This is a genomic window from Virgibacillus sp. DJP39, assembly GCF_049310925.1.
GTDB lineage: Bacteria > Bacillota > Bacilli > Bacillales > Amphibacillaceae > Virgibacillus_F.
In genome coordinates this window covers 1-14,302 of record NZ_JBMERP010000019.1, presented here as the reverse complement: position 1 = coordinate 14,302, position 14,302 = coordinate 1, and the positions used below count along the sequence as shown (strand labels likewise).

The following is a 14,302-nucleotide window of genomic DNA, read 5'->3' as shown; positions in this document are numbered from 1 at the left end:
AGGAATAAATCCCTTTGTAGCAAGGCTTATAGAAGAAATTCATTCTATCAGGTACCGTAAATCCAATATCTGTAAAGCACTGACATACCCCCATAAATGATGATATAGTATAGAAATGCTATAATTGAAAAACTGTCATCAATGGAGGAGCTAATATGTTATCTAATGCAGAAATCGGTATCGATTTAGGTACTGCAAATATACTCATTTATTCTAAAACTAAAGGAATTGTATTGAACGAGCCATCTGTGGTGGCTATTGATATTAACACGAAAAATGTTGTTGCAGTTGGAATAGAAGCGAAAGAAATGGTTGGTAAAACGCCACAAAACATCGTTCCTATCCGCCCACTTAAAGATGGGGTAATTGCTGATTATGATGTTACTGCCCAAATGCTAAAGGAATTTTTGAAAAAGGTAAGTAAGAAAATGGGATTATCTATGCGTAAGCCAACTGTAGTTGTTTGTACACCTTCTGGAAGCACTTCAGTTGAAAGAAGAGCAATTCACAATGCCGTAACCAGCTATGGCGCTAAGCATGTTCACTTAATAGAAGAACCAATTGCAGCTGCAATCGGTGCAGATCTCCCAGTTGATGAACCAATTGCGAATGTCATTGTTGATATCGGTGGTGGTACATCAGAAGTAGGCATAATCTCATTTGGTGGCGTAGTATCCTGTAATTCAGTACGTATTGGCGGAGACAAAATGGATGAAGAAATTATTCAACATGTCCGCAAGAACTATAATATTTTAATAGGTGAGCGTACTGCAGAAAACATCAAAATAGAAATTGGTTATGCTCATGAGAATCATCAAGAGGATATAATGGAAGTTCGTGGTCGCGACTTGGTAACCGGACTGCCAAAAACAATTACAGTTTCATCTACGGAAATACATTCTGCACTAAAAGAATCGCTCCAAAAAATACTTGAAACCATCCGTGCTACATTAGAAAATTGTCCCCCTGAACTTAGTGGTGATATTGTAGACCGTGGTATCGTATTAACTGGTGGCGGAGCATTACTTAAAGGAATGAAAGACTGGTTAACAGAAGAAATTTCCGTCCCAGTACACCTAGCACCTAACCCGCTAGAATCAGTAGCAATCGGCACAGGCCGCGCATTAAAAATGATAAATAAACTACAAAAAGCCGCAAAGTAAAAAGAAAAGCGGAGGCGACTGGTCTGAAGCGGACGCATAAGCAAGGGACCGTAAAACGCAAGGTTTTTGCGTTTGGAGTGTCAATTGCTTATGACGGCAGCTTCAAGGAGCCGCAGCTGGATCATAAAGAAAAGCGGAGAGGGCTTGGTAGCGGCGACATGCGTAAGCAAGGGACCGTAGAGCACATGAACTTTTTGCTCGGAGTGTCCATTGCTTACGACACGAGCCGCTAGCCCTCGCAGCTGGATCAAAAAGAAAAGCGGAGGCGACTGGTCTGAATCGGATAATGTGAAAGCTGAATTAGTTAATTCTAATTCAGCCTTTTTTATAGGCTCTTAAGGGTTCTGCATGACCATGACCTGCTATATCAAACAAAACTTCGGGCTGTACTGCAGAAAAACCAATTGGTGGTAATCACTAGAACTGAACTTAGATACCACAAGTTTTGTTGCTTTTAATCTAATACGTGTCTAAATACCTCGCAGCCTCGGAATCAACTGTTATATGAAAATATCAATCGTCACAGCTCGATAATCAACCGTTATCCTCGAATAGTGGCGTTTTCCTCAGCGCTGGAACACAAGGGTGGCAGGAAATAAATAAACTTAGCAGTTATGTCGCTTTTCACAGAATTTCTAGCAACAACAATCGTTTAGAGTACAGCTTTTTTTAAAAAACATTTACATATTATTCAGAATATAATAAGATAGAATGAATCATGTAAAAACGCACAAACGTTTATAACACATGATCGGCACATTTAATCGAATCAAAAAGCGAAGCGGCTGTCTGGGTGACACGCATAAGCAAGTACTGTCTAATCTGTTTTCATGCCTATACCAGGTGGATTCCAACAGATCATGAGCCAGTTCAAGTTGACTTACAGCATGACTGTGGTCATTTTGAATTGGCTTTTTTCAATTGATGGAAGGGGTGATTTTTTGACAGGTGCATTGGAACATATTAAGGTTCTTGATTTATCACGCGTGCTTGCAGGTCCCTACTGCACAATGATATTGGGTGATCTTGGTGCGGTGGTAATTAAGGTGGAAGCTCCAGGGGGTAGTGATGACACCCGAACATGGGGGCCACCTTTTCAGAACGATGTAAGTGCCTATTATTTATGTGCGAACCGAAACAAGAAAAGTATAACAGTAGATTTGAAGACAAAAGAAGGTATTGAAACGATTAAAAAGCTCGTTTTTGAAAGCGATGTCATTATTCACAACTTTAAGTCAGGTACAATGGATCGGTTTGGTTTGGATTATGAAACCCTTGACGAGTTAAATCCTCGTCTTGTCTATTGCTCAATCACTGGCTTTGGTGAAACAGGTCCATATCAAGCAATGCCAGGCTATGATTTCATTATCCAGGCGATGAGTGGACTAATGAGTATTACCGGAAATGAGCAATCTGGTCCGCAGAAGCTAGGCGTTGCCATAACAGATATTGTAACAGGGTTATATGCTTGTATTGGAATTCAGGGTGCGCTTTTAGAAAGAACCATATCTGGTAAAGGCCAAAAGCTAGATATTTCCCTGTACGATTCAGCTGTTAGCTCATTGGTTAATATCGGCAGTAACTACCTCATGTCAGGCAAAATTCCATCTCCACTTGGGAATCATCATGCAAACATTGTGCCCTACCAAACATTTGAAACAAAAGATGGCCAAATGGTAATCGCTGTTGGTAATGACACACAATTTAAAGCATTGTGTACTGTTTTGAAAAGTCCAGAAATAGCCGATGATAGCCGATTCAAAACGAATTCAGACCGTGTGGAAAACCGTGATGTTCTGGTTCCAATATTGCAAACTGCTTTCCACAGAGAATCAACAGCTGTTTGGCAAAAAAGATGCGAGAATAATGGCATTCCCTGTGGACCAATTCAAAATATGAAAGAAGTAACGAATGATCCGCAGCTAAATGCTAGAGAGATGTTTATTGAATATGAGCATCCAACTGCAGGGTTAGTAAAAATGATCGGAAGCCCCCTCAAGCTTTCACGTACACCTGTAAAATACGTTAACCACCCACCAAATGCTGGTGAACATACGAAAGAAATTTTAGCGCGATTTATTAAGTAAACGAATAGAAGTTTTTTAGAAAACTTGGCTTATCGCCAAGCCTTAGTTGCACTTATGCAGTAAGAAAGGATTTATACTTTCTTAACTGCTAAACCAAAAATTGGAGATGATTAGATGAATTTTGAATTCTCGGAAGAACAAACCATGCTACGCACTACTGTTAGAAATTTTGTTGATAAGGAAATCATGCCACATATCGCTGAGTGGGATCGGGTAGGTAAAGCTGACCCTGCGGTAATGAATAAATTGGCAGATCTTGGTTTAATGGGCGTGTGTATTCCTGAAGAATACGGTGGAAGTGGTATGGACTATAACTCACTCGCAATCGTATGTGAAGAACTTGAACGTGGGGACACTGCATTTCGTACGGCAGTTTCTGTACATACAGGATTAAATAGTATGTCCCTGCTCCAATGGGGAAATGAAGAACAAAAACAAAAGTATCTTGTACCTCAAGCTAAGGGTGAAAAAGTTGGTGCATTTGGCTTAACAGAGCCTGGTGCTGGATCTGATGTTGCAGCTTTAAATACTACAGCCACTAAAAATGGAGATTATTATATTTTGAATGGGCAGAAGACATGGATTTCTTTGTGTGACACCGCCGATCATTTTCTGGTTTTCGCCTATACTGATAAGGACAAAAAACATAATGGCATCTCTGCCTTCATCGTTGAACGAAACTGGGAAGGTTTTTCATCCAAGGCCACAAAAGGGAAGCATGGTATTCGTGCTGGTAACACGGGAGAACTATTTTTTGATCAAGTAAGGGTACCTAAAGAAAACCTCCTAGGTTCGGAGGGTGAAGGTTTTAAAATAGCTATGGCGTCACTTGATAATGGTCGTTTTACTGTTGCAGCTGGAGCATGCGGGCAAATTATGGCATGTATTGAAGCAAGTGTAAACTATTGTCACGAACGCGAAACGTTTGGCAAAGAAATTGGCCGTCACCAGCTTGTTCAGCAAATGATTGCCAAGATGGAAGCTGGTCTGCAAATGAGTCGTCTTCTTGTTTACCGTGCAGGTGAGTTAAAAAACCAAGGAAAACGTAATACCCGTGAAACATCTCTAGCTAAATGGCAGGCATGTGACTTTGCTAATAAAGCTGCTGACGATGCCGTTCAAGTTCATGGTGCCTATGGCTATTCCGATGAATATCCAGTTGAACGCTACTTACGTAATTCCAAAGCACCAGTAATTTATGAAGGTACTCGTGAGATTCATACCGTTATGCAGGCAGAATATGTACTTGGGTACCGAAAAGATAAACAACTAAACAACATGCTACCTGCATGGCAAGGATAATTAGGTGAAAAGAAATAAATGGTAAATACCAAGGGGGAAAAAGAATGATTGAAAAAAATATTGATAGTATCTTCATAAATGGACAATGGCAGGGTGCTACATCCAAAGAAACGGAAACAATCTATAATCCCGCTACACTAAAAGCAATTACTGAAGTTTCCTTTGGCGGAAAAGCCGAAGCACAAAATGCGATACAGGCTGCTTCCGATGCTTTTAAAATTTGGGGGCAAACAACAGGACGCAAACGTTCCCGTATTTTATATAAAGCTTCAGAGATTATGCTGGAAGAATCTGACAGATTAGGTGAAATATTAACTACTGAACAAGGAAAACCGCTTAATGAAGCAATTGGCGAGGTTAAGGGTGCCGCTAATTTTTTATTATGGTATGCAGAGGAAGCAAGCCGTGGGTATGGTGAGTTAATACCCTCATCAGTTAAGTCTAAGCGGCTAATGGTTGTCCCCCAACCTATAGGGGTTATCGGTGCAATCACACCATGGAATTTCCCATCGTCCATGATTACAAGGAAAATTGGTCCGGCATTGGCGGCAGGTTGTACAGTTGTCTTAAAACCCTCGCCTGAAACACCAATTTCAGCCATCGAGATAGTTAAGATACTTGAACGAGCTGGCTTGCCAAAGGGAGTGGTCAACCTTGTTACAGGTGATTCACAAGCGATTGGCGAGGCATTTCTTCAAAACAAAGACGTTCGTTTAATCACCTTTACCGGATCTACTAAGGTAGGTAAATATTTGATGCGTGAAAGTTCTGAGCATGTGAAAAAACTATCCTTAGAATTAGGGGGACACGCACCAATTATTGTGTTTGACGATGCCGATATTGACAAAGCTGTAAGTCTATCACTTGGAAGTAAATTCCGTAATAATGGTCAAACATGTATATGCGCTAACCGTTTATACGTCCATGAATCCATACAGGAAAAATTCACAAATAGATTAGCAGATCAGGTTAAACAATTGAAATTAGGTAATGGACTTACAACTGATACTGACTTAGGGCCATTAATTAATGAAAATGCAGCTAAAAAGGTTCAGGCACATTTAGATGACGCAGTTGAGAAAGGGGCAAGTATTATCACCGGGGGATGTAAATGGAAGAGTGACCTGGACGGGTATTTTTATCAACCAACAATTTTGTCCAATATTACTGATGATATGACCATTATGAATGAAGAAACTTTTGGTCCTGTGCTTCCAATCCAAAGTTTTACAGACGAGGAAACTGTTCTCCGTAAAGCAAACAATACCGACTATGGTTTAGCTGCATATATCTTTACTGAAAAAACCAGTCGTGCTATTCGCGTATCAGAACGACTGGAGTATGGAATTGTTGGAGTAAACGATGTCTTTCCAGCATTACCCGAAGCACCATTTGGTGGAATCAAGCAATCTGGTATTGGAAAAGAAGGCGGACACCATGGTATGCACGAGTTTCTGGAAATGAAATATATTTCCATTTCACTCGATTAGAGAGTTGGAGATAAAATAACATTAAAATCCTACCAGACAGCTGGTAGGATTTTTGATCGTAATCTATTTTATTCATTTTTATACTGCTCGTATTGTTTATATAAATCTTTAAGAGCTGAAATTAAGGCATTTCCAGCTTTCCCCAAATAATGTACCCGAACTTCTTCGACAGGTAGTTCAATTCCATCCTGCAGACTATGACCACGAAGTAATTGCTGAACGAATTCCCGTCCATGCAGTGTTGCTAATGTACAGCTGGCTGTGACTATTACTCCATATTTTTTGTCTACTTCAGCTGTTATGGTTAATGTTTCGTATACACTTTTTGCAGCCATACCTGCAGGAAGCTTGGCATGTCCAGCTATAAATATGGTGTTCATTATTTTCCCCTTCCTATACTTTAATAGCTTGATAACCAAGTTTTTCAGAAATCTTCTCTGCTGTAATTTGCGTTTTCTGCCTAATTACCTGCAAGTTTTCTCCTTCAAAATGACTGGACAATCCACTAACTGTTAATGCAGCTATAACTTTCCCACTATAGTCATAAAGCGGATAGGAAATTCCTGTTGTTTCCAAGTCCTGTTCACCAATGCTATATGCATAACCCTCCTGCTTGATACGCTTTAACTCTTTTTTCAGTACCACTTTATCAATAATCCGGTGGTCTTCCATTGTATACAATTCATCTTGACCAATAATTCTTTCCTGTCTATCTTTTTCCATAAATGCGAGCAAAAGCTTTGGACCAGATCCTATATAGAATGGTGAGCTTTTTCCAATTCTGGTATAAAGTCGAATGGCCCGAGTACTGTCTACCTTTTCTATATAGGTAGCTTCGTTTTGATTTGCAACTACAATATGGATTACCTCATTGATATCCTGGGCCAAGTCCCCCATATAAGGCAATGCTATTTCTCTGATTTCTAACTGGTTCGAAACCAAATTCCCTAGTTCAAGTAATTTTAGACCAAGCCTATAACTGCTTCCTTGTTCGTTATCTCGCGTTTTTTGCAAAAAACCGCATTCCACTAATGACGTCAAAAGTCTATATGCTGTTGGCTTGGGCAAATCAGACCGCATCGCAATTTCTCTCAGGGAAAATTCCTGTATTTCTTCTGTGAACAAATCAAGTAGTTTTAAAGCCTTGATTACACTTTGATTCATTGGTATGTACTCCTTAAATTTGTCATTAAATAGAAAATTAACCCTCTACCCAAATAGAGGGCTCTCTATAGTTTAAACCTTGTTTATCTTCTAGTCATCCACCCTGATTTCTAAGCGTAGTTATTTTGAATCAGAGGAGATGCATTTAGATTTTTACATGTTTCTTTGTATGATTACTTGTTTCTTTTATCAGAACACCACGTTTAGCCATTTCCTTAATGTATTTATCTCCTGGAACAATTCGTTCTGGTGGATAAACACCGGCCTTAGCAATTGTACCATCTCCAATCATCTGGGCTACTACAGAGATTGTGTTTGCGGTAGCTCTTGCCATTGCAGTTACATTTTTTTCCCGATCTTTGAATGTCGTCATTTCATAGTCAAAGGTCGTAGGGATTCCATCCTTTTCCCCGGAAACCTTTACGCGAAGCAGTACAGCATCGTCCTTGTCTTTTAAGTCGACAATTGGATCCAGTACTTTTAACAGCACCTCACGTGGGTTGATCTTTTGACCTCTAACTTCTACCTCGTAATCCATTCGGGTTAAATTAAGATCGACTAAAAGTTTAAACTTTTCTGCGTGACCTGGATAGCGGATGGTCTTGTATTCTAGTGTTTCTATAGTTGGGTAGGACAAGGATAAGGTTGAAGTACCTCCTGATGTATGAAATGCTTCCAAAGGTCCGAATTTCTCAAAATGAACCGTTTCTACTTCAGTTAACGATTCAACCTCCTGCTTTATCCCACCTCTAACGATTAGTGATGGATCTGTATAGTGATCAAGTACCCCTTCCATTGAAAATACATGGTTGTATTCAAATGGTGGCTCAGGACGGACAGGAATACCACCAACAAATATCTGAATCGCATTTAATTTGTCTAGTTTCTCTGCGCCATATCCGGACAGTATGTTGATCATTCCTGGCGCAACACCTAAGTCAGGGATCAACGTTACACCAGCTGCTTGTGCTTCTTTCTGGAGTGCCAGAACTTTATCTGTCATGTGGCCGATATGACCACCTAAATCTACTGAACTTACACCCACCTCAATAGCAGTTTTCGCTACTATCTCATTGAATGAATAGAATAGTGCATTGATGATAACGTCAAACTCACTCATGTAATTTGCCAACTCACCAACATCACTTGCATTTACTTGATAAGCAGTTAGTTTTGGAGAATCTAATTGCTCACAAACCGCTTGTGCACGTTTAATGTCAATATCCGCTAAACCAACGGCTGATACACCTGGATTTGAAACTAGATCACGTGCAGCTTCCTTACCCATTAAACCAGAACCGAGTACACCTATCTTCATTCATATCACTCCCCGTTATTTTTACATCTATTTACTCCACATCAATCTGAGCACGCTGTAATTTGCCACTATAATCGACATAGACTGCTTTCCATTCAGTAAATACGTCCAGAGCTTGAACACCTGAATCACGATGACCGTTTCCAGTGCCCTTCGTACCACCAAATGGTAAGTGAATTTCCGCACCTGTTGTACCTGCATTTACATAGACAATTCCTGTATCCAAATCTCGTTGCGCTTTAAACACTTGATTTACATCATTTGTAAATATTGAACTTGATAATCCATATTCCACACTGTTGTTCACTTCAACTGCTTCTTCAAAATTCTTAACAGGTATTAATGAAACTACTGGGCCAAAAATCTCTTCAAGTGCAATTCGCATCCCCGGTTTTACATCTGTAAATAATGTAGGCGCAAAATAATTTCCTTTTTGATGTTCGCCTTCCTCCATTACGTAACCACCTGCTAGTAATTTAGCACCTTCATCCTTACCGATTTCTATATATTTCTTAATCTTAGCCAATCCAGCTTTGTTGATGATCGGACCAACTTTATTTGTTTCATCCAAACCATTTCCAATTGTTAACTTTTCCATTTCGACAAGCAGACGTTCTTCCAATGCATCCTTCACTTTTTCATGAACAATCACTCGGCTGCACGCAGTACATCGCTGGCCACTCGTTCCAAATGCACTCCACAGAATGCCTTCAACTGCTAATGTCAGATCAGCATCATCCATAACAATTACTGCGTTCTTACCGCCCATTTCAAGAGAGACCTTTTTGAGTTGTTGACCACATTTAGCAGCAATATTACGACCAGTGTCATTGGATCCAGTAAACGAAATAACTCTGATTCCTTCGTGATTGATCATTGCTTCACCAACTGTAGAACCTGAGCCAAATACAACGTTTATAACACCTTTTGGCAAACCAGCTTCTTCAAAAATTTTCGCAAGCTCAAATGCCATAATTGGTGTTTCAGTTGCTGGTTTCCACACAACACCGTTACCTGCAATAATTGCTGGAAATGACTTCCAAGTTGCGATTGCAATTGGAAAATTCCACGGTGTGATTAAACCAACTACGCCAATTGGAGTACGTACACTCATTGCAAACTTATCTTTTAGTTCTGCAGGTGTTGTTTGCCCAAACATTCTACGGCCTTCACCTGCCATATAATATGCCATATCGATTCCTTCTTGGACTTCTCCACGTGCTTCTTCGATAACTTTTCCATTTTCCATTGTTAGTAATTGAGAAAGACGTTCTTTTCTGTCTTTCATGATACTGCCAACACGGTATAGAACTTCAGCGCGCATAGGAGCTGGAACTAACGCCCATTCCTTTTGTGCTTTTTTAGCTGCTTTTACTGCAGCGTCTACACTTCCCTCATCTGATAGTGGAACTTCTACAACAGTTTCTCCTGTCGCTGGATTGATAACCGGTGTGGTTTTCCCTTCTGACTCAATCCATTCCCCACCAATATAATTTGCTAGCTTTTTAACTTTTAGTAGAGTTTCTACCATGATAAATACCTCCTGAATATTATTATCTATATAGATTAATAGATTACTTTTTAACTCGATCTCTTAATTGTTGAATCGTTGATGAGACCGAAATGTCTTCACCGTCTGTTATTATTTCTATTACAGTTGGCCCATGATTATGAAGTGCTTTGTCCAATGCATTCTCAAAGTCAGAAAGCGAATGAACAGTAAAGCCGTGAGCTCCAACACTTTCTGCTAACTTACTAAAGGAAACCTCACCCAGACCCGTAGCAATTACTTTTTCAGGATAATGGATTTCCTGATGCATCCGAATTGTTCCATACATATTGTTGTTAAACACAAGACTGATTATTGGAATTTGATACCTTACAGCAGTCTCAAGTTCCTGCACCGTCATCATAAATCCACCATCACCAGATAGAGAAACGACAGTTTTACTTTGGTCAGCAAGTTTAACACCTAGTGCTGCTGGCATCCCATAGCCCATCGCACCTGACGTAGGACCTACATATGTTTTTGCTCTTGTAAAAGGATAAAAAGAATGAAACCACCCTGCAAAATTGCCTGCGTCATTAGTAATGACTGTATCTTTTGGTAGTTTTCTTTCTAATGATGCTATGATTTGTTTATTAATGACATCTTCACTTGTTGCACGCAAATCACTTACCTGTCTGTAAGCGGTATTTCTTTCGCTTGCCCAAGCCTTCCAGTTAACTGAACATGTCAGGTCAAGCAATTTTTCCAGTGCTTCACCGCTATCAGCTACTATTCCAACGTCCGGAGCATATACCTTTCCTAAAGTTTCAATGTTAATATCGATATGAATTAATTTTTTATCTGAAGTAATAATCGTGTAATCCTGTGTCGTCACTTCTGATAATCGCGTTCCAATAGCTAAAATAACATCCGATTCTCTTACTGTTTGCAGGACTTCTTTACTTGTTCCCAAACCTAAATGTCCAGCATATAATTTGTGATCATTCGGAAAAACGTCTTGTCTTCTAAAGGCAGCAATTACCGGTATAGAAAACTTTTCAGCAAATGCTATCAGGCTTTCCTCTGCATTAGATGACTTAACCCCACCCCCGGCAATAATTAATGGTTTTTTTGCTTTCTGCAGCAATGCATCTACTCGCATGATCTCGTCTGTAGCGGGGGCAGGTTTAGGTCTAACTGTTGCTGGACCAAAAGACATTTCAGCTATAGACGGGAGAACATTTTCCGGTAAAGATACAATTACTGGACCTGGTCTGCCAGTTTGAGCAATACGAAAAGCGCGTTGTACAAGCTCTGGCATACGATCTGGATCATTCACTTCAACAGCCCACTTTGCGATATGCCCAAAATATTGATCTAAATCTACTTCCTGAAACCCTTCCCTTCCCCTGAACTTACTATGTACCTGGCCCAAAAATACCACCATTGGAGTGGAGTCCTGAAAAGCAGTATGCACACCAATTGACAAATTAGCTGCTCCAACTCCTCTAGTTGCCATAACGACACCTGGCTTATTGGTAGCTTTGGCATAGCCTTCTGCGATAAAGGATGCTCCTCCTTCATGTCTTGCAGAGATTACCTCAATTGATTCCGTATCATACAATGCATCAAGTAAGGGTAGGTAGCTTTCACCGGGAACACAAAATACATGCTTGATTTCCTCCAGTTTCATACACTCAACAATTGCCTGCGCAGCTGTCATTTTGGTTTTCTTTTGCAAAGATGTGTTGACGACCAATCTAATTCACCTCACCTTAATTGAAGTCTTCTACCCTAGCGCACGCATCATGTTTTCCATCCGCAGAATAACTTCGTCTAATCTGTCACTTGTTACAGATAATGTAACCCGGATGTATCCTTCACCGGCTGTTCCAAATGCTGAACCAGGAGTAACGATCACACCTGCGTTTTCTAATAGTTGACCAGCAAATGATGCGGAAGTATGCCCTGTTGGAACTTTAGCCCAGATAAAGATTGTGCCTTTAGGCTTATCCGCTTCTAAACCCATTTCATTTAATGCTTTGTGTAACTTTTCCATCCGTTCCTGATAAACTTTGTTATTAGCTCTAACTACAGCTAAATCACTGGTTAACGCCGTTGCCGCCGCTAATTGAATAGGAAGAAATTGACATGTATCGATATTGCTCTTCAATGTTGTTAATGCCTTAATTATGGTTTCATTACCTACGAGATAACCAATTCGCCAACCTGTCATATTAAAGCTTTTTGATAACGATCCAAATTCGACAGCATGGTTCTTTGCTCCTGGCACCTGCATAATACTTGGTGCAGTGTAATTATTGAAGGTTACCAGATCATACGCAGCATCGTTAACCGCAATCAGATCATTATTTCGCGAAAATGATACCGCTTTCAAAAATACATTAAAATCAACGGTAGCTGCAGTAGGATTACTAGGGTAGTTTAAGAACATTAACTTTGCTGCATCGGTATCCTTCTGTGCAACCTCATTAAATAGAGGTTCATAACCATTTGAAGCATCTAATGGCAGATCAACGCACTTACCACCAGCTAGATGTACAGCCGTGCGGTACACTGGATATCCAGGATTTGGAACCAATACTGAATCTCCTGGATTAATTACGGCCTGCACTACATTAGCAATACCTTCTTTCGATCCAATTAACGCTAAGATTTCTGTATTGGGATCAAGGTCAACGTCGTAATGATTTTTGTAAAAATCAGCAACAGCCAGCTTAAACTCCTGGACCCCACTATACGTGGAATAGCGATGATTATGTGGTTTTCTAGCTTCCTCCACCAACCTATCAATTACAAAATCAGGGGTAGGGAGATCTGGTGCACCGATTCCAAGGTCAATGACATCTATACCCTTTTCTTCAAGCTCCTTCTTCCTCTTTTGAAATTCAGAAAACAAGTAAGGCGGTAACGTGTTTATTTTTTCTGAAACAAACGTCATCAATCTTCCTCCTATTTCAATTAATGAAACGGCATTTCATGAATATAGTATAAGTATAAATCAATGATTTAAGATTTGCAATAATTTAAAAAATAAAGTCTTCATTTCTTGTCTAGCTCCTGCGCCTAGGGGTTCGCGTCAGTAGCATTGGACACTTTGAGCACATAAACCGTGCTCTTCGGTCCTCTGCTTCTGCGTTTCACCCCTGTTCAAGGCGCCTTCGCTTTTCTTATCTAGCTCCTGCGCCTAGGGGTTCGCGTCAGTAGCATTGGACACTCCTGAGCACATAAACCGTGCTCTTTGGTCCTCTGCTTCTGCGTTTCACCCCTGTTCAAGGCGCCTTCGCTTTTCTTATTTAGCGATACTTTCTTCTATGGTTGAAACTTTTTCAGGCTTTTTTAATGTGAAAAACAATATAACTAGACTTAAGATTACTACTAGTAGTCCTACCCATACGTTTCCAACGATCCCCAATACCAAATAGCCCAGTCCAGCAATTCCTGCTGCTAGAAGTGCATATGGTATTTGGGTGGATACATGGTCCATGTGATCACAGTTTGATCCTGTCGATGAAAGGATCGTAGTATCTGAAATTGGTGAACAGTGATCACCAAATACTGCTCCAGCTAAAACAGCTGCAAGCATTGGAAGTAGTAATGTCACATCTGTTGACACAGCAATTTCACCGGCAATCGGTAGTAGTATTCCAAACGAACCCCATGAAGTTCCTGTAGCAAATGCTATGAAACCAGCCATTATGAATACAATTAGTGGTAATAACATAATACTTAAGTTTGATGACTCAACAACTCCAGCTAAATAGGTTCCAGTTCCAAGTTCTCCAATAAGTGTAACAATTGCCCAAGCGAATATCAGGATTGAAAAGCCCGGAATCATTGACTTCGTACCTTCAATAAGCCCGACTCTAAAATGCTTTCCAGATAAGTCACCACTCTTTAAATGTCGCATAAATAGAACAAAAGTTACTACTAGACCAGTTAACCCACCATATAGTAGTGATTTTGGTACATCAGCACTTCCAAAAATATTGATTAGAGTTGCTTCACCTTCAACTGCTTTTAGCCCTGTCCAGTAGATAAACCCGAGTGTTGCGATAAATAGAACAACAAGTGGTGCTATTAAATCACTTATTCTTCCGATTTTACTAGTTGGTAGATTTGATGAGATATCGACTTTCTCCTTCGTTTCCTTACTCATAACCTGCCCTGTTTTACGCGCTAAATCTTCATGCTTTTTCATTGGTCCGAAATCTGACTGCCTAATTGCAATGACAAACACTACACCAAGTGCTGCCCATACGTAAAAG

General features: G+C 40.1%; 11 protein-coding genes. 4 read left to right on the top strand and 7 right to left on the bottom strand.

All coding sequences use genetic code 11. The features are described from left to right. Window positions 1–155: 155 nt before the first annotated feature. The 4 genes from mreBH (at window position 156) to ACOI1D_RS08445 (ending at window position 6,042) form a co-directional block, all read left to right on the top strand. Window positions 156–1,163 (top strand): rod-share determining protein MreBH, encoded by a 1,008-nt coding sequence (mreBH, locus tag ACOI1D_RS08460; protein WP_422500809.1) that lies wholly within the window; start codon window positions 156–158, stop codon window positions 1,161–1,163. A gap of 941 nt (window positions 1,164–2,104) precedes the next feature. Then, window positions 2,105–3,250, top strand: coding sequence for a CaiB/BaiF CoA transferase family protein (locus ACOI1D_RS08455; RefSeq protein ID WP_422500869.1), 1,146 nt, complete (start codon window positions 2,105–2,107; stop codon window positions 3,248–3,250). Window positions 3,251–3,364: 114 nt separating this feature from the next. Beyond that, window positions 3,365–4,552: an acyl-CoA dehydrogenase family protein gene (locus ACOI1D_RS08450; protein WP_422500808.1), complete on the top strand. Its 1,188-nt coding sequence runs from the start codon at window positions 3,365–3,367 to the stop codon at window positions 4,550–4,552. A 44-nt stretch (window positions 4,553–4,596) separates the two neighbouring features. After that, on the top strand, window positions 4,597–6,042 hold the full coding sequence (locus tag ACOI1D_RS08445; RefSeq protein ID WP_422500806.1) for an NAD-dependent succinate-semialdehyde dehydrogenase: 1,446 nt from the start codon (window positions 4,597–4,599) through the stop codon (window positions 6,040–6,042). 68 nt (window positions 6,043–6,110) lie between these two features. Here the strand turns inward: ACOI1D_RS08445 and ACOI1D_RS08440 are convergent, their stop codons facing one another. The 7 genes from ACOI1D_RS08440 to ACOI1D_RS08410 form a co-directional block, all read right to left on the bottom strand. After that, window positions 6,111–6,422 carry a DUF3870 domain-containing protein gene (locus ACOI1D_RS08440; RefSeq protein WP_422500805.1) on the bottom strand — a complete coding sequence of 104 codons (312 nt, stop codon included), beginning with the start codon at window positions 6,420–6,422 and terminating at the stop codon, window positions 6,111–6,113. 13 nt (window positions 6,423–6,435) lie between these two features. Further along, the gene (locus ACOI1D_RS08435) at window positions 6,436–7,206 is read right to left on the bottom strand and encodes an IclR family transcriptional regulator (protein WP_422500804.1); all 771 of its coding nucleotides are present in this window, start codon (window positions 7,204–7,206) and stop codon (window positions 6,436–6,438) included. A 145-nt stretch (window positions 7,207–7,351) separates the two neighbouring features. Next, window positions 7,352–8,524 (bottom strand): saccharopine dehydrogenase C-terminal domain-containing protein, encoded by a 1,173-nt coding sequence (locus ACOI1D_RS08430; RefSeq protein ID WP_422500803.1) that lies wholly within the window; start codon window positions 8,522–8,524, stop codon window positions 7,352–7,354. Between the two features lie 31 nt (window positions 8,525–8,555). Further along, window positions 8,556–10,055 carry an aldehyde dehydrogenase family protein gene (locus ACOI1D_RS08425; RefSeq protein WP_422500802.1) on the bottom strand — a complete coding sequence of 500 codons (1,500 nt, stop codon included), beginning with the start codon at window positions 10,053–10,055 and terminating at the stop codon, window positions 8,556–8,558. 43 nt (window positions 10,056–10,098) lie between these two features. Continuing rightward, window positions 10,099–11,736: a thiamine pyrophosphate-binding protein gene (locus ACOI1D_RS08420; RefSeq protein WP_422500868.1), complete on the bottom strand. Its 1,638-nt coding sequence runs from the start codon at window positions 11,734–11,736 to the stop codon at window positions 10,099–10,101. 66 nt (window positions 11,737–11,802) lie between these two features. Then, on the bottom strand, window positions 11,803–12,975 hold the full coding sequence (locus tag ACOI1D_RS08415) for an aminotransferase class I/II-fold pyridoxal phosphate-dependent enzyme (protein WP_422500801.1): 1,173 nt from the start codon (window positions 12,973–12,975) through the stop codon (window positions 11,803–11,805). A 351-nt stretch (window positions 12,976–13,326) separates the two neighbouring features. Beyond that, the coding region (locus tag ACOI1D_RS08410) for a Na+/H+ antiporter NhaC family protein (RefSeq protein ID WP_422500800.1) at window positions 13,327–14,302 on the bottom strand (976 nt) is incomplete at its 5' end.